Origin of the sequence: Aureitalea marina (assembly GCF_002943755.1) — a bacterium.
GTDB lineage: Bacteria > Bacteroidota > Bacteroidia > Flavobacteriales > Flavobacteriaceae > Aureitalea > Aureitalea marina.
In genome coordinates this window covers 1002923-1021303 of sequence record NZ_MQUB01000001.1, presented here as the reverse complement: position 1 = coordinate 1021303, position 18381 = coordinate 1002923, and the positions used below count along the sequence as shown (strand labels likewise).

General features: G+C 43.4%; 13 protein-coding genes. 2 read left to right on the top strand and 11 right to left on the bottom strand.

The features are described from left to right. Positions 1-3 precede the first annotated feature (3 nt). Positions 4-1413 (top strand): tRNA uridine-5-carboxymethylaminomethyl(34) synthesis GTPase MnmE, encoded by a 1410-nt coding sequence (gene mnmE, locus BST85_RS04575; RefSeq protein ID WP_104812183.1) that lies wholly within the window; start codon positions 4-6, stop codon positions 1411-1413. A 953-nt stretch (positions 1414-2366) separates the two neighbouring features. On the opposite strand, the gene BST85_RS04570 is transcribed toward mnmE, so the two are convergent. The 6 genes from BST85_RS04570 to BST85_RS04545 form a co-directional block, all read right to left on the bottom strand. Continuing rightward, positions 2367-3788, bottom strand: coding sequence for a PQQ-dependent sugar dehydrogenase (locus BST85_RS04570; protein WP_104812182.1), 1422 nt, complete (start codon positions 3786-3788; stop codon positions 2367-2369). A gap of 41 nt (positions 3789-3829) precedes the next feature. Then, a complete protein-coding gene (locus tag BST85_RS04565) occupies positions 3830-6115 on the bottom strand; it encodes a TonB-dependent receptor family protein (RefSeq protein WP_104812181.1) in 2286 nt (761 codons plus the stop codon). Positions 6116-6123: 8 nt separating this feature from the next. Then, complete coding sequence (locus BST85_RS04560) at positions 6124-7200, bottom strand: polysaccharide biosynthesis protein (RefSeq protein WP_104812180.1); 1077 nt, start codon at positions 7198-7200, stop codon at positions 6124-6126. A 5-nt stretch (positions 7201-7205) separates the two neighbouring features. After that, positions 7206-8378 (bottom strand): DegT/DnrJ/EryC1/StrS family aminotransferase, encoded by a 1173-nt coding sequence (locus tag BST85_RS04555; RefSeq protein WP_104813900.1) that lies wholly within the window; start codon positions 8376-8378, stop codon positions 7206-7208. Between the two features lie 98 nt (positions 8379-8476). Then, positions 8477-9625, bottom strand: a complete 1149-nt coding sequence (locus BST85_RS04550; protein ID WP_104812179.1) for an MraY family glycosyltransferase — start codon at positions 9623-9625, stop codon at positions 8477-8479. A gap of 284 nt (positions 9626-9909) precedes the next feature. After that, the gene (locus tag BST85_RS04545) at positions 9910-11076 is read right to left on the bottom strand and encodes a glycosyltransferase family 4 protein (RefSeq protein ID WP_104812178.1); all 1167 of its coding nucleotides are present in this window, start codon (positions 11074-11076) and stop codon (positions 9910-9912) included. 193 nt (positions 11077-11269) lie between these two features. On the opposite strand from BST85_RS04545, the gene BST85_RS04540 reads away from it, so the two are divergent. After that, positions 11270-11998, top strand: a complete 729-nt coding sequence (locus BST85_RS04540) for a tyrosine-protein phosphatase (RefSeq protein WP_104812177.1) — start codon at positions 11270-11272, stop codon at positions 11996-11998. 8 nt (positions 11999-12006) lie between these two features. On the opposite strand, the gene BST85_RS04535 is transcribed toward BST85_RS04540, so the two are convergent. From BST85_RS04535 to BST85_RS04515, 5 genes are all read right to left on the bottom strand, one after another. Next, on the bottom strand, positions 12007-14352 hold the full coding sequence (locus tag BST85_RS04535; RefSeq protein WP_104812176.1) for a GumC family protein: 2346 nt from the start codon (positions 14350-14352) through the stop codon (positions 12007-12009). Further along, entirely contained in the window at positions 14353-15111 is a 759-nt protein-coding gene (locus BST85_RS04530; RefSeq protein WP_104812175.1) for a polysaccharide biosynthesis/export family protein, read from the bottom strand. Between the two features lie 97 nt (positions 15112-15208). Beyond that, positions 15209-16324: a glycosyltransferase family 4 protein gene (locus BST85_RS04525; RefSeq protein ID WP_181039955.1), complete on the bottom strand. Its 1116-nt coding sequence runs from the start codon at positions 16322-16324 to the stop codon at positions 15209-15211. A gap of 31 nt (positions 16325-16355) precedes the next feature. Beyond that, the gene (locus BST85_RS04520) at positions 16356-17528 is read right to left on the bottom strand and encodes a glycosyltransferase (RefSeq protein WP_146090649.1); all 1173 of its coding nucleotides are present in this window, start codon (positions 17526-17528) and stop codon (positions 16356-16358) included. Further along, positions 17528-18379: a glycosyltransferase family 2 protein gene (locus tag BST85_RS04515; protein WP_104812172.1), complete on the bottom strand. Its 852-nt coding sequence runs from the start codon at positions 18377-18379 to the stop codon at positions 17528-17530. The genes BST85_RS04520 and BST85_RS04515 overlap by 1 nt, the downstream gene beginning before the upstream one ends. Positions 18380-18381 lie beyond the last annotated feature (2 nt).

The following is an 18381-nucleotide window of genomic DNA, read 5'->3' as shown; positions in this document are numbered from 1 at the left end:
CCGATGAATCCTCAGCAGACCATAGTAGCCCTTGCAACTCCTCCCGGCACCGGAGCCATTGCCGTAATAAGGATGTCCGGACCCGAGGCAATTGCGATAATTGGACAAGTCTTCCAGTCAAGAAGCGGAAAAAAGATCGAACACGAAGACAGCCATACGGTTCATCTAGGATGGCTGGTGGATGGGGCTAATAAGCTGGACGAGGTGTTGGTAAGCGTCTTCAAGAATCCGAGCAGTTATACAGGGGAAGACGTTGTAGAGATCTCCTGCCATGGAAGTCCTTTTATCCAACAGTTGATCATCAAATTACTACTTCACAAAGGCTGTCGAATGGCTACAGCCGGTGAGTTTACCCTCAGGGCTTTCTTAAATGGCAAGATGGACTTGAGCCAGGCTGAGGCTGTTGCTGACCTGATTACAAGCGATAGCGCTGCATCACATCAACTAGCCATGAGGCAAATGCGCGGTGGATTCTCTTCCGAGATCCATGAATTAAGGGCAGAACTGCTCAATTTTGCTTCCCTGATCGAACTGGAACTGGATTTTGCAGAAGAAGATGTTGAATTTGCAAACAGAAGCGAGTTTACCCAATTATTGCTGCGAATTGATAAGGCCCTCAGTAGATTGATCGAGTCCTTTTCTTCAGGAAATGTTTTGAAGAACGGAATTCCTGTAGCCATTGTCGGAGAGCCTAATGTGGGGAAGTCTACCCTACTAAATGCCCTGCTAAATGAGGACAGGGCCATTGTTAGCGACATAGCCGGTACTACGCGCGACACCATTGAGGATGAGATCAACCTGGGCGGAGTTCGCTTCCGTTTTATAGACACCGCGGGGATTAGAAAGACATCGGATACAATTGAGAGTCTGGGTATAGAAAAGACCTTCGAAAAGATGCAGCAGGCCCGTATTGTTTTACTGATGCTGGAGGCGAAGAAATGTCTTGATACAGATTGGATGCAAGAACAGATCGAGCAGATCAGCTCAAAGTATCCGAGCAAACCCCTGATCGTTCTTATAAATAAGGTGGATACCATCAGTGAATTGGAGCGAAAAGAAATTTCTACTCGAACCACATCATTTTCACAACGGCCGAATCAGCAGATAATCATGCTCTCCGCCAAGGATAAGAGCGGCATGGAACAACTTACCGATCAACTTCTAGGTTGGATAGACCAGGGTGTGTTACAAAATGACCAGGTTGTTGTTACCAATAGCCGGCATTACGATGCCCTGACCAAGGCCAGACAGGAGATCATTAGGGTCCAGGAAGGAATGGAAGAAGGCCTCTCCTCTGATCTTTTGGCTATTGATATCCGCCAGGCCCTGCATTACCTGGGCGAAATAACCGGTGAGATCACTACCGACGATCTGCTGGGGAACATTTTTGCAAATTTTTGTATTGGAAAGTAGATCGGCTCAGCCAATTTAGTCGGCGGTCAGCAGTGAGCAGAATATAGATCATTTGACCCACTCCTCACTCTTCACTGTTTTCGCTTTTGTGAAAAACCAGACATTCCATGTCTGCAAAAACCGCTTAAAACCACCGGATATTTGTATTGTGATTGTTGATCAAGTAGATAAAAGATATTTGGTTAGATAGATTAGATTGATTGTTGAGTTAGTGTGCCCCGGCCTTTTGGCTGGGGTTTTTCGTTAATCGTTAATCGTTAATCGTTAATCGAAGTTCTATATTTGGAGTCATATATAGTATCGCTTGAAACCCAGATATTGGCTTTATATACTGCTCGCTGTAATAACCATCTTCGGTTTAGTGACCGGACGGTACTTATTCCTGGTCTTTGCTCTCCCCATAGGTTGGCTTTGGAAACCAAAGAACAATGAAAACTGATTGGTTTGCAGAAATGGCTCCAGTCAGATCACAGTTGACGATTTTTTAACGATTTCTACCTTGGGGACTTACCCCCTCCCAGAACAAATTATTGATAATACCCGCCAATGCCAAGGAAATTGCTTTTCCCTTGTGGCAATTCCTGTATGCAGTGGTGATCATTCACGAATTGACAATGTATAATACTTTACCCGTCATTTTGACCCACCCTACTGGACATTTATTGTCGGCAATTTGAAGCTCTACTGAACCTATTTTTGTATTGGTTAATAGAAAAAAACATCCCATTGTTCTGATTTCACAACAGCTGGGAGATTCCAAGCAGATAGAATGACCCTCGAGAAATCGGGGGTCTAATTTATTAGTGAGCAGTTAGCAGTGAACAGTGAGCAGTGAGCAGTGAGCAGTGAGCAGTGAGCAGTGAGCAGTGAGCAGTGAGCAGTGAGCAGTGAGCAGTGAGCAGAAAATTAATTATTCGATTCACCAATCACGATTCACGACTCATGAATCTCTACTACTTTAGCCGATCTTTGGTCTTGTCCGGGGTTTTGACGTAACTCCGCTCCAGGCATTTCTCCATCCCTGCCAGTTGCTGATCACCAAAAAGCTCGGGATCTCCACGGAAGATCACACGCCAGATCTTGCCTTGCCTGGATTCGGAGATATAAAGGGATCCATCGGGTCCTTCTGAAAGACCCATTGGGCGATATTTGGCGTCCTTCATTTCCCGGACGACATCAACCCCTGTAAAACCATCGGCGAAGATCTCCCACGGCCCTGATGGCAGGCCATTCTCCATGGGTATAAACGCTACCACATATCCGGCCTGTGGGTAAGGTCCCCTGTTAGTGGATCCGTGAAACGCGATAAATGCACCATGCTTATAGCGAGGTGGAAACTGATCTCCCTGATAGAACAAAAGATCATTGGGCGCCCAATGAGCAGGTAAACCCATGATGGGGTGCTTATACCTGTCTGAGGTCTTCTTGCCATCACCACCGTACTCCGGGGCAATCATCCGCTGTTTTTTATAGTGGTCATAATACGTATAAGGCCAACCAAAATCGTCTCCCTGATCGATCTGTACGAATTCCTCTGCTGGTAAATTGGCATTGTCCCAATCTGAGTAGGCTTGCGGCAACCGATTATTCAAATAATCCCTACCATGTTGTACTGCATACAGGCTATTGGTCTGTGGGTTCCAACTGATACCAACAACGGAACGTAGCCCGGTCGCATAGCGCTCGCCATCGGCCTGGGTCTGCTCTAATCCTGCTTCATCAAAACGCCAGATACCACCAAATACCTCTAATTCCGGGCAAGGATAGAAACCTCTGACCACATTGGTGGATCTCGGATCCTCACAGGCATTGGTCGGGGCACTAAAAGTTACATACATGCCACCTTCATTATCGAAAGCAAGGGACTTGGCATTGTGCCATCTTATAGGATACACATCTCTTACCAGAATTTCCGGACTTCCCTCTGGAACCAGATGACCTGGAGTCAGTTTTTGACGATAGATCACAAGTTCAGAGCTGAAATAGAGATAACCCTTATGAATTCGCATTTCAGTAGCAAACGCCCCATCGTTGGGATAATCCCCAAATCGTTCATAGATATCTATGCGACCATCTCCGGTAGTATCTCGAAGTGCCATATTCCCACGATCTCCTTCCGCAATACGAAGCTTAATATAGATGTCTCCGTTATCATTGACCGCCAAATGTCTGGCCCGACCAACACTATCGGCCACTACCAGAGCAGCAAAACCATCCGGGAGTACAAGGCCGCCATTATCATCATCAGGATCAGGCAGATCGCCCCTAAACGGTATTGAGGCTTCAAAATCTCCTGTTACAACTGCTGTTTCGGGTTCATTCTTACAGCTAATAAGCAAGATTACTGTGATCAGTAAACCGGGAAATATCTTCATCGGGAAGGCAAGATTCAATCTTCGGCCAAAATAATGAAAAGCTAGAATTTATAAGCTATACCGAGGCCAGAATAGTAATTGATCGGTTCTCCGGGATAAAAGTATCGGGGGGAATTTCCGCCAAAAGATGAGGCATTGATCAGCACCATGGATGCATAGTTAGTATCAAACAGATTATTGATCCCGCCAAAGAGCTCTATTCGCCAGCGCTTCAACTGTTTTCGGTAGCCTGCCTTTAGGTTGATCAGCTGATAATCATCGGAAAAGACCGAGTTATCGTCTCTCAGGGGAATATCCCCAACGTGAACGAAATTGATGTTGGCATAAAGACCAAGATCCCAGTCAAATTCCAAGATTGAATTGAAGGTCCAATTGGGTACACCTGTCAATTTGTTTCCGGAGTAGTCATTCCCGTCATCCACAAAGTCGTCAAACCGAAAATGATTGATGGCCAGAGCGTTTCGGTGAATTAAACGGAACTGTTCGGCTTCTATCCAAGAGATATTAAGTGCACCTTCCAAACCCAGGTAGTTGGTGCGGCCCGCATTAACTCCAATGAACTCATCTTCCGACGTCCTGCGGGCAACTAGTAAATCTTTTACTGGCATATAGAAAACTGCTGCTTCCCAACTTATCCGTCCATCATTTACTGCTCCCCTGCTGCCAATTTCAAAATTCCATCCACGTTCCGGCTGAATATCTGGGTTTAGATTTCCATCAGGGAGCAAGGTCTCTTCAAGGTTTGGCGGGGAAAACCCATGAGCAATGGAAGCGTAAAGTGTCACATTGGGTTTTAGTTGGTAGGTAGCTCCTAGTTTTGGGGACAAGATAAGGTCATAGGTGTATTTCCCGCTATTATCGACCCCGTTATTTATGAGTCTATCCTCTAACCGATATTGAGTCTGGTTCAAATTGAGACCCAGATTGATCTGGGTCCGCTCATTGAGGTCCCAACCTGAGTCCAGAAAAACATTGAAATATGAACGTTTCTCCTTAAGATTATCCAGGCGTCCACCCTGTACACTGCCGGTACCAGGTGGAAAGTCCCTATACAAATTGGCAAAAGTGCTGAAATCATTTTGATCGAAAAACCATTCACCTCCCAGACTCCACCTGATCTTTTTTCCAACCAATATCCCCTGGCCCGTAAGACGGGATCGAATACCCCAACCCCATTCGGATTCATCCAGGATATTGAATGGTCGCGGTTCATAATTATTCCGGAATGAAGTAAATACACTGGTATACTGTTGGAGATCATCACTGTAAACATGACTCCAGGACAGGCCGAACAGTCCTTTTTGATACTCCTCGAAACCCATTGCCTGGCCCCATGTAAAGGCCGCCTGCTCGGGATTGTCTAGAAAATCTTCTTCACTGAGAGAACTAGGAATAAAGGCCTTTAGATCCGTAAAATTACCCACAAATGTCAACCGATCATGTTTTCCCAGTATATGCCGGCTAGCCCAACTTACAGCGTGCCTATCCGTTTCATTATTCTCCCGATAACCATCTGATTGCAGACGGCTATAAGTGATTGTGGCGGTTTGTTTCCCACCGCTAATATCAGCTTGTACCAGGCCTTTTTGATAACCGAATGAACCAACAGCAAATGATGATCTAACCTCATTATTCGCAAAGGATCCTTTAAATGGTAGCAGACGGATACTTCCTCCCAGCCCTGAACCGTACAGGCTGGATGTGGGTCCCTTTAAGACTTCCATCCGGCCCAAGGATTCCAGTTCTAGATCTTCTATTGTAGAGGAACCTGATCCGTTAGTCAGTGGAATATCTTGATAGAAAGCCCTTATCTTACTTGTGCCAAACAAATTTCGAGAACCAATCCCTCGGATAGTAATTCGGTTTGTGGTCAGCGTACCGTTGTGCATATAGACACCGGGAACCGTGTTGAGTACGGGAGCTATATTCGCAATATTGTTTATTTGTATTTGCTTTGGTTCTAGTACAGTCACCGACTGCGCCATTTTATCCAAAGTCTCCCCCCTGTTCCCAGAGCGGATAACCACTTGAGCCAATGCATTTGGCGAAGCATTTAACTCTACCAGACCGGTGAATTCGTCGTTGATTCCGAGAACTACGGTCTTAAATCCGGTTTTTTCAAATACCAGTTCGTCTCCGACTTTCCAATAAAACGCACCGAGCTGATCTGTAAAAGTTGTATCGCTAAGTTGGGTGTTGATAACACTTACACCCTGAATGGCGCGCCCACTGCCTCTTTCAAATACGAAACCGGATTGTTGTGACCAAGCCGTAGTAACTAGTAAACAAAACAGTATACAGGCTGACCATCTAAGTAGAATTTTCATGGTGAGAGTCAGCTTGTTAAAGCAGTTATGAATTGATTTAATTCCGTATCATTCCCCAGATTTGCCAGTCTTTCTATTTCATATAGGTTCTGATCCGTTAAGGGAGACCAATTTTGATAGTCGACACTATACATGGATGCATTATCCACAGGCCTTAACAAAGAACCCTTTTCTGCGATTTGTTCCGAGACCTTCTCGCCTTTTCGCAACCCAATTGTAGTGATCCGGTTGTCCAAAGAAAGGTTCATCGCCTCCGCTAAATGCTGTATAACCCTAATTACCGGAATTGGATCTCCCATGTCGCAAATGTAGGTACGCCCGGGCTCTCCTTGTTTAAAACAACTCAGGATAAGTTGAATAGATTCCACCGGTGAAATGAAGAAACGATCGGCACTGGGATGTGTCAGGTTGATCATTCCACCTTCGTCCAGCTGATTCTCCACATAAGGCACCAAAGAACCAGCAGATCCATATACGTTTCCAAACCTGGCAATCACAATCTTGGTATCTCCTAACTTGCTCGCATTGGACCTGATCCAATTTTCCGCTACAAGTTTAGTACGTCCAAGAACGCTGATCGGACTTACGGCCTTATCCGTAGACACATATACACAACGCTCTACTCCGTGCCTCTCACATGCTTGAAAAAGATGTATAGACCCCAGCGTGTTGGTCCTGACCGCAGCCACAACATCTTCCTCGAGAGGAGGTAAATGTTTTAAAGCAGCAGTATGGAACACATACTTGAAGTCCTTCCTGGCAAGTAATCGTTCAACACCTGTCCCATCATTGAGATCCAGATTGACGAACTCAATTGGTAGTCCTGGCTTAGTTGCAAAAGACTCTTGAAGGGCATCTAGTTGCTTCGGATCATTGTCAAAAACCACCAATCTCTTCGGCTTGAGACCAATTAGGCACCTAACCAGAAACGAGCCTATAGAGCCTGCTCCACTCACCAGAATATTAGTGTTGACTATGGCCTCTGATAAGTCGTCTTCCTGAGGGCAGAGATAATCTGCACCCAATCCTTGTTTATAGATGGTGTGTAACTGATCTAATCTATCCCGAAAATGATGATCTTGCATATTAGCTAACTGGAAGCTGATTTTGTGATCAATAAATGAAGTGCTTCCACTACCCGATCAACATCCGAATTGGTCATCTGATCTCCAGAAGGCAAACACAAACCGACTTGCTGAAGTTCCTGGGCTACAGAATTCCCATAATAGGGAGCTCCATTAAAGGATGGTTGAAGGTGCAAGGGATGCCAAAACGGCCTGACCTCGATGTTTTGATTAGCAAGTCCTGAGACTACATCTTCTAAATCGAGTTTCAATTCCTTCCAATTACAACATATACAATTCAGCCAATAATTGGACTTCATTGTCAGGTCCGGAACCTCATAGAGTTTTATTCCTAAATCCGATCTCAGACTCTCAGTATAATGTTGGTGAATCTGTGATCGTCGATCTAGTTTTTTGGCCAAACCGACTAACTGGGCCCTTCCTAAGGCAGCATTCAGATTGCTCATCCTGTAGTTATAGCCTATCTCTTGATGAAAGTAATGGCGACCAGGTGTGGGCGCCTGTCTTGCCAAGGCAATAATTGCTTCTTTTTGCTCTTTATCATTACAGATCAATGCTCCTCCGCCGGCAGTGGTGATCACTTTATTTCCGTTAAAGGACAAAACTCCAAAATCTCCCAATGTGCCACACGGATCATCGCCAATGGAACTGCCTAAGGCCTCTGCGCTATCTTCGATTACTGGAATTTCATACCGGCTTGCTATTTGAAGTATCTCCTTAAGTCTACAAGGTGTACCATAGGTATGCACTGCAATAATGGCCTTGGGAGCTATCCCCTTTTTTTGACATTCTGCTAAAGCCAGTTCCAACACATTCGGATCTATATTCCAAGTATCCTGCTCGCTATCTATGAAGATAGGTTCTGCACCCAAATATCGTATAGGATTGGCTGTAGCGGCGAATGAGAAAGACTGACAAATCACATGGTCTCCAGGCCCCACCCCACATTGGATTAAGGCCAAATGAATAGCTGAAGTACCTGAATTGAGTGCGACTACTTCCTTGTTGCTACCCAAGTATTGTGAGAGTTCCAATTCGAACGCATCGATCTGTGGACCGACAGGTGCCAGCCAGTTACTGGCCAGAACTTCTTTTAAGAACTTCTCTTCCAACCCAGTTTGGGACGGAGGTGAAAGCAGTATTTTCTTGTTGTTATCTCGGCTTGATTCGCTTGCCATTTCACTGATTTGGGTGGCATATGACAAGTAACTGTTCCTTTCTTGTAAACTTTGGAAAGCTCAATTATCTGTCTGGAACGAAGATAGGGAAACTTACCCTATACCAGGAAATTATAGAGCCCCAGCGCCTTAAAAAGTTTGGAGTACTTCATCACGGGTTTACGGATCAGAACCTTCAATTTTTTCGCGCGATAGGTTTTACCCAAACGAATCAGCAGAAGATTGACCAGAAGCAGGAATATCAGAACGGCAATGCCCAACAGAATCACAGATTCGCTCTGAATAATCAGGAATATCACAAAAGCAAAGCTGAGGCTAAAGGAGGCACTAAAGAAAGATGCCCTTCTATGGGAGAATCCAGCATCTGTAAGCACATGATGCACGTGATTTCTATCTGGAGAGAATATCGGTTTGCCAGATCGTTTTCTAACTATCATGACCCGGAAGACATCAAATATCGGGACAAAAAGGATCGCTAAGAGCAATACCGGTAAGAATTGCCCCCTAAAAGGTAGAACAGCAACCTGTTCTGGCGTATAGCTCAATATTCGGATGATAGAGAAACCGATCAGAAAGCCGATCAGTAAGGTTCCGGTGTCACCCATGAATATTTTGTACAGCTTGGAAAGGTTGTAACAGAGATAAACCAGCAATCCAACTAGGGAAACAGCCGAAATTGTCAGAAACAAGTAATCTTGAATAAGCCAGAAAAAGACACTGAAGGAACCAAAAATAATGATCCCTATACTTGCGGCATGTCCATCTATGCCATCAATGAGGTTGTATGCCTGCATAAAAAACAGCACCAATAAGAAGCTCAAAGGATATGATATCCAGGCAGGAACCTGGTCAATGTATAGAAAACCGTAGAGCCCTTCTATCTTGAGCCCAGACATAAACAAAACCAAAATAATGGCAAATAATTGCAGCGGCAGCTTTCGCCGAATCGGTAAGTCCAAGATATCATCTCTGATGCCGACAAACACAATGATGGATGTTCCTATCATTAACGCCATCCCCGTATTCCAATCTCCAAAAAACTGGGTCACCCCAAGGGCAATTAGAAAATTGATAAAAAAGGCAATTCCACCTATGGAAGGGACTTCTCCGAAATGCGAGGTCCGCTCGTTAGACTCCGCGAGCAGATTGTAGCGATTAGCCAGGTTGATGAGATAGTACAAGCAGAAACCTGTACAGATACCACATAAGACGAAAAGCTCAAATATCAGAGTAGTGCTTTCGTTCATACTCCTTATTGTTTGAAGCCGAGATTTGGGGATCTATTTCTCGCTAATTTTTGTGCAAAGTACAAAAATTTCATCACGTTGCTACCAAAATCGTATAACTTAACAGTAAACTTACCTTATCGTAGGGTAAATGTCACTTGATTATGAATCAGATACTTAGCAAAAAAGTATTGTAAGAAATCTCTTGAAATGTCTCCTCAATCGTTATAGTATTGAGCATAAGAAGAGTAGTTGCCGATGAAAAGAAATTCTCAATGATAGATTCAATTCGCAATAGAGAATTTTTATTGACTCCCTCTTGTCATGGATAAATAGACATCCGCAATGGAGGAATAGACCACTTTTTCTGAGAATTCATTGAAATAAAGAGAATAACCGGCTTGTCCCATGGCATTTAGATCAAGCGAGGAAATGCAGAGAAGTGCAGCGGTAAGTGCTGGTTGGTCATTTGGCTCGACCAAAATTCCATTTTTTCCCTTCGGAATTAAATGATCACATCCAGGCATATTAGTGGTTATGATCGGTTTGGCCATGGCCATGGACTCCAGCATAAACCTCGGTGTTCCCTCTCTGTACCTGGTGGGTAGTACACATACGTCAGCCTGTTTGATAAGCTCTGGAATATCTGACCTCTTGCCCAGTACTTTGATCCCTGGATACGCACGGGTATAATCCTTAAGCCATTGCTCGGAAATGGCAGATGGATTCTGCGGATCGCTCCAACCAACTAATTGAAGTTTGCTTCCATCCGGCAGTTCGGATTGTGCCGCAATAAAGGATTCAACCAGTTCCAGAACACCCTTTTCCTTAAGCAGACGAGATACAAACAGGAAAGTCAGACCATCGGAATGGTTCTCTAAGGTCTGAACGTTCTTGAGGTTAAATCGATCTTCGTCTACCGCACTACCACGGATAACACTATATCGTTTCTTGATCTTTAAATCTTTTACATCTTGCGTATTCTGAAGGATGTAATGGGGTGAAAACAATAATCCATTTAGCCGATAGGCGGAGGTTATGGCAAACTGAAGCAGACGATTCTTCCAGGTTCTCGATGAGTATACCACGCCCAGGCCTGTAATGTGATTGACGATCTTAGGCTTGGAAGTCAGTGATGCTACAGGCGTTCCGATAAGATTGGGCTGCATTCGGTAGAAATGAATGATATCAAATCGATTATTGCGACAGATCTTACGCAAATCACGCATGAATCGAAGTTTGTTACCAATTCCCTTACCGCGAATATTGGAGGATACCTCCAGAGTTTGAAAGCCGGCATCCCGTATCTCGTCACTGCTTCCGTCGGCCGGAACGATCACCATGATCTCGGCACCACGATCTCTGAGATAACGGGCTAAACGCAATCTTGAAATAACAAAATCGGCCCCCGTATTCTCAACAATGGCAACTTTTAAGCCCGAAAGATCAAATGAAGCAATATCACTATTCATGCATAATTCGCTTTTATCATCTTAACGGGTGGGTATTAAAGTTTGAGTTGGCCTCTGTATCCAAATTGATCACGACGCCAATTGATGTCACAATAATACGAGCATTTTCTTGATTGGACCCCGAATTTGTTCGCTGAAGTTTATCGGGGATTAGGAGGTAATCACGTAGATTTGTTCCCAGAAACCTACTTTCATGTTCAGCTTTTTCAACAAGACCTCCCCTCCTATCTTTGAGGGTTTATGTGATATTCACAATCACCTCCTGCCGGGAATCGATGATGGATGTAAAGAAGTCCAGGATTCACATAGAATGTTGGAGGCCTATAAGGAGTTAGGGTTTGTTCAGGTAATTCCCACCCCGCATGTATATTCTGAACTTTACCCCAACACCCCGCAATCGGTAAAATCATCATTTGATGTGCTGCAAGATTCCATGGGATCGGAAAACATTCAAGTGAAACGCTATGCTGCCGAGTATATGGTAGATGAACAATTCATGGCCGATTTTGAGCAACGATCTCCGGAATTGCTGTTGCCTAACAATATTTGCCTGGTCGAGATTCATTTTTTTGGCAATACCCAGATTTTGGAACAGGCAGGGTTCCAGCTCCTGCAGCAAGGAATAAAACCACTATTAGCACATCCGGAGCGGTATCACGGCATAAATGACCTCAAGAAGTTCAGTGAACTGAAAGGCAGGGGTTTTAAATTGCAGCTCAACGCACTTTCGCTCTTGGGTCACTATGGTGACGATGTAAAACAAAAGGCTTTTAAGATCATGGACCTTGGCCTATATGACTACTTGGGAACAGACGCTCACCGTCCTGGACATCTCCACCTGCTAAAGGAGATCCGTTTGAACAAGAAACAGTTATTATCCTGGGAAGAGATCAGGGAGCGGCAGATTGCCGATTTCAGATAGTCATACTATCAAGAGTTTCGATTAGATCGAGATTTCTTCTTCCTGTCTTCGCCATAACCATAGCCATAGCCATAGTTGTACTGATAATTGTAACTATAGCGATAGGAATAGGAAAATCTACTCTTATTGGAACCGCCTACCATGATCCCATTCAAAACCATGGCGATCGACGGGATATTCTCACGTTTGACCATATCCTTTATAAAGGCAAAGACATTCTTGTCCGTGTATTGTGATCTACAGACGTAGACGACTAAATCGGACAAAGGTAGGATTGGTGTCGTATCACTGACCAACATCATGGGAGCGGAATCTATGATGACCAGATCATACTTGGATCGGAGCGTTGAAACCAGTTCTTTCATTCTCGGTCTCATTAATAATTCCGATGGATTGGGTGGAATGACGCCGGAAAACAGAAAATCCAGTTCACTTCCGGGCACCTTGGAAATAAGACTATCGAAATCAATATCCTCGGAAGAACTCAAATATGAAGACAAACCATGATCAAATCGTTCTATTCCTAAACGGGAATGAATTTGTGGGTTACGCAGGTCCGCTCCTACTAAAATGACCTTTTTACCCAAGGCCTGATAACTCTGGGCAAGATTAAAGGCAACAAAAGATTTACCCTCTCCCTTTATACTAGAAGTTACGGTTATTACACCGTTCCCATGATCGGGTAACATAAAGGCCAAGTTCGATCTGATGACTCGAGTCGCTTCTGCCACAATGCCTCTGGGATCATCAAAACTCTCTTTGTTGCTCTCATGAGGTATCTCACCCACGATAGAAACGCCCATCAGACCTTGTTCTACATCTTCACGGGTATTAATCTTGTTATCCAGGTTCTTTAAAGCATACAAGATTCCAAAAGGAACCAACAAACCGAGTATCAGAGCTCCCAAGTAGGTCGATTTAGGCTTTGGAGAAACCTTGGTGTTTTTCGATACCGCATTGCTCAACACCTTCAGATTAGGAAGAGCCGACATATATTTGATCGAAGCCTCCTCTCTTCGTTGAAGCAAGAAGTAATAAAGTTCTTCTACTATCTGGAAATTACGGAATAGGCCTCTAAGTTCACTTTGCTTTCTTGGAATGGAGGCAACAACACTCTCCGTTTCGGTTAGCACTTCATCGAATTTCCGAATAGAAACCTGAAGAGATGCTATATATTGGTCGATTCCTGAGATTATAATGGATTTGGTCTCCTTTAACTCTTCTGTGATCTGAATGACGAGCGGATTTAAATCCGTAGAACCAATCAGTAAGCTCTTTCGCTCTGCAACACCAAGATTGTAGTTCTGGATCAAATCGTTAATATCTTCACTTTCTATACCCACTTGTGCCGGGAGCAACTCATAGTCAGTTTGACCTTCCAAATTTTCGCGTAACGACCGGGCAATTTCCAATTGAATATTTAATCTTAGTGCCTCATCTTGTCCCTTGATAAGGTTTCCAAGCGCATTACTCGTCTGCACAGGTGGATCATAAACCCGATTTGATTTTTGGAATTCGATTGTGTTTTCACTGATGGTATCAATACTTTCCGATAATCCAGCCAGACGCTCATCTATAAATTTGATACTGACCTCGGAAACGGCTCTTTTCTCGGCCACTTGGTCTTCTTGGAGAACGGCGATCAGAACATCCAGTATTTTACGATTGATATTTCGGTTAGGTCCATTGATCTTCAAATCGATGATTTCACTACCCTTGTAGGCAGGTAATACCGATAACGTATTTTTCAATTGAGCGATTGCATTTTCTCTGGATACATGTACAATCCGGTACTCCTTGTCTTCTTTTGTTAAGGTGTCGATCCAGATCAAAGAAAACTTATCTGTAACCATGGCATTGTTCTGAGGCAGTTTTGTGACCGATTCACCCTGGATGATGTTAACCTCCCCGTTTTCTACTGTGACTTCAAACCTACCTAACTCCTTCCTATCATGAAAATTAACCTTAAATGGCAAAAACTCTTGGTCTTGCAATGATTCCCGGATCGAACCCACTGAAAAAATACGGGTTTGCAGATCCAACCGATCTACAACTTGGCCTAGAATAAAACCAGAAGTAATAACACCTATCTCATTGACCATTTTGATCCGGCTACTATTAAATAACTGAAGGTTCTGAGCCAAGAATGTAGAGGCGTCATCCTTTCCCTCTTTAATCTGAATTTGAGACTGGGCGGAGTAGATAGGAGTCTGATAGCGCAAATAAATGAAGGATCCGATCAAACAAAGGACTATTGCCATCAAGAAGTAGGGCCAAAAGAAAAGGTAATAGCCGACTTCTTTTTTGAAATTGAAGGAGCGCTCCTCGAAGAGTGAATTTAATGATTCTTCCATTTAATTGTTGGTTAATAATATTGTAATGGTAAGAGCTAGTGAAACAACTCCAAGAACCGCGCCTACGTTCCCAACGAAACCTGCACTTTTCACCTTAGCACCATTTGGTCGGACGTAAATCATATCGTTCTGATTGAGGTAGAAATAGGGTGACATATATAGATCATCTTGTGTTAGATCCAGATTGTGTGTAATGTAACCATCTTCCGTTTGACGAACCAGGACAACATCTTCCCTACTCCCATTTATGGTCAAATCTCCAGCATAGCCTAATGCCTGAGGAATTGTTAGTCGCTCTTCAGAGGCTGTTATCGTTCCGGGATTTTTCACTTCACCAAGCACGGTAACTTTGTAATTGACCAAACGAACGGCAACTACCGGTTCGTTTACATAAGGTGAAATTTCTTCCACCAATTTTATCTCTAATTCCCGTGTGCTCATGTCAGTTACCCGTATACTCCCGATATAAGGAACCTTGATCTCACCCAGTTCATCCACCAAATATCCAGAGTATTTGAGCGTTTCTACGTTACCTAGTTGAGTCTGAGGTGTTTTGTTAAACATGGCTACCGATTCTGGGTTCAAAGCAGCGACCTGTATGTTGAGGATGTCACCTTTTTGAATGGTCAAATTTTCAAAAGGCACGGTCTTTAGATTCTCTGGGACTTCCTGCATATAATATATTTCCTTTTTAGAAACACATGAAATTACTGTGGCAGCAATTAATAACACCAGTAATGTGCGGGAAATAGTTCTCATGTTTAAGTCAAATTTGCGCAAAAATAGTTACTCTTTATCAGGATTCAACAATAATTTATACAATTAAAATGAACAGGTCGAACCTATTAATTGAAGGTCAAATTATGTTATTATAAAATTCAAGTGTTTTGGTCGCTGTATGTTGCCAATCAAAGTCCGATGCTCTGCTGATTCCCTTTTCTCGAAAATAGCACTTCATTGTGCTATCCGAGAGCAATTGGATCAACTTGTCCGTCAGATCATGCTGATTCTTCGGATCGATCAATATGGCCGCATCACCAGCAATTTCCGGCATGCTTGAAATATTGGACGTTACAACGGGTGCTCCGCATGCCATGGCCTCCAATAAGGTCAGTCCAAATCCTTCAAATAAAGAAGGGTAAATGAACACTTCGGTATGCGCATATAGGTGTTTCAATAACTCATCACTTACATAACCCAAGAAATGAACGCTTTTCTGAATCCCATATTCTCCCGCTCTTTGTTTAACCTGCTGAAAATCCCAACCATCGCCTCCTACTGTTAACAATTGATGGTCGGGGAACTTGAGAGTCAAATCCTTAAACGAGTTTAATACCAGATCGAGATTTTTTCTCGGACTGATCTTACCAACGGTCAACAAGTATGGTCTTCCCTTGAGCTCATCAATTAAGTGGATATCTGGAATTTCTATGGTTTTAACCGGCTGGCCAAAATCACTATCAACGCCTTCATGGATAACCCGAATCCGATCGGTCAAATCCTCTCGATAGGTATCCTGAACATAGTTTTGCAAGTCTTTTGCCGTGCTATGAGAAACACAAATTATACCATCTGCATGCCTAACGGCCTGTTTAATACTTGCCTGCATTAGCCATTGATCTTTCTTAGTGAAGAACTGTTTATGGGTCAAGGGTCCAATATCATGAACCGTAACCAAATAAGGTTTACGTGTTGCAAGGGGGTAACCGGGGGACAAAGCATGAACTAAATCCACCTCCGATCTCAAACACTGCTCTACATTTGGATAGTTAAAATACTTCCAAGCCAGCGGCAAAAACTTGGACCCACCAGGTAATATGTTCAGACCGGTAGATTCAATAAAATCATTAAGATCATTTCCTTTGCGATCGCTCCAAGTAGACACCGGAACAATGTTAAATTCCGATTCTAATCTTCTAATACCGGCATACAATTCCTTAGCATAACGCGCGATTCCATGGCCAGAGGTCATTGCAAATTGATTAGAAAAAAATGCAACCGATTTACTCATTAACTTCGTTATTGGTAGAAAGATTCATAACTGTATGCATAACCTCCAAGGCCTTGTTCATACAATTTTGCCAACTATTCCTCTCGGCAAATTGAAGAATGTCTCGTTTCAACTCGTTACTACTCTTAAGAGCCTGCTCAACTAACAATTCCAGGTCAACATCATCATTCACCAGGTAAACCGGCGGATTAAGACTCTCAAATTCTTGATGCCATGTGGAAATAACAGGAATTCCCGCTGCCGCATATTCATAGAGTTTTAGAGGATGTTGCCCTTTATAAACCTCTTGATTATTCCGATTGTATATCATTAAACCAAGGTCGGCATGCACTAAATAGGCAGGAACGTCCTCGGCTTTCCTGGACCCCAGTAAATAAAGATTATCCCATTTTAAAGCCATTACATCAAAATCCGGATCCTTCGGACCGATTAAGACGACAGAACCATCCGATTTCGACATGGCCTTTAAGACAGTCCGCAGATAATCTTTATCTAGTTTCTTCAGCACGCCTACCCAAACCGCAATCGGACCTTTCATATTGCTGTATTCATCCGGCATTGGGAGGTTTTTCTGATATGGCGAAAGATTGACTCCCTGACCTAAATTGGTAATCCGATCCGAATCTACCTTATGTTTTGAAATAACATCGGCTTTAATGGCCTCCCCTATGACGAAAATTCTCTCGGCTCGTTTGTAATCTACTCTTAAGAGTCTATTGATAGAGCGTCCTTGAAAGGCTTCATAATTATCGATACTGTGAAAAATCAATCGTGACTCCGGAAAAATCTTCTTGAGTGCACTGCTACCCGGTATAGTGGTCCAAATAATATCAGGTGGACCGAATCCAGATTCTTCAACAATATTGCGAATAGACGGCAGGCAGGAACGATATCTTAAGTCTGCTAGAACTGGCTGATGCCACTTTATCTGCTCAATGAGCGGTGATAAACTTAGACCGGATGTCACCCAGATTCCATCCTCCATCCTGGATCCTTCCGCCCAAAATTGATAATATCCCTTTTTTAGGAAATACTGCGCCGAATTGATATTAGCCTGAAGATAAGTCACTTTGTGTCCAGCCTCAGCAAATAGCCGGGCATAAATCTTTGTGCTGCAGTTAATCGAGCTGGACCAAGGAGTAGGTCTGTGAAAAAGAATGTGCATCAATTATTATTTCGGTTCCATTCGGACTCCATTTCTTTTTCCAACTGTGCACGTGTTACCCTATTCTGCTCTTCCCACAATAAGGCATATGCTTTAAACATGGCAAATGAGGAATGAAAAGCTGATATAAATCCAGTGGTACCGTCCTGAAAACCTCGCTTGTAGAAGTACTTAACACCAAATTCTCTGCATAATGCATAGATCATGTTCCAAAGACCTACGCGGACCCCACGCTCCCGCAAGTGCTTAATCACTTCTTCCTGATAGGTCAAACTTTTTCTCAACCGTTCGTTGTAAGAAGAATCATTGAAATGATACATCTTTTTGTTCAATTGACCGATTCGTGAATCAGGTATTTGTAAGTCAATGGTTTCGTGATACATTCCACCAAAGCGCAAGTATTTTCGCTTACACAAGTGCACGAGATTCCAATCTGACCATCCACCGCCTTTCATGGGTCTGTGCATGAAATAATTTAAACGTCGGAAACGATATGCATCCTTATCTTTACGTTGAATGGCTTGAATAATTTCACGGCTTAATTCAGGTGGCACGCGCTCGTCAATATCCATATGTAACAACCATTGACTCTCTGATGCAGCTATGCCTTTGTTTCGTTGATCCGAGTAATATTGCCCCTCCTCTCTTGGAGATATCAGGAACTTCACTTTGTCACCATATGTATGGGCTATTTCACCTGTCCTGTCCGTCGAGCCATCGTCGACGATCACTATCTCATCGACCCAAGCTGTGAGATGGGATAGAAACCCGGGAAGATCGATCTCCTCGTTGTAAGCGATCGCGACAACTCCAAGTGTGTTCTTTTTTGATCCATTATTAAATTTCGTCATTC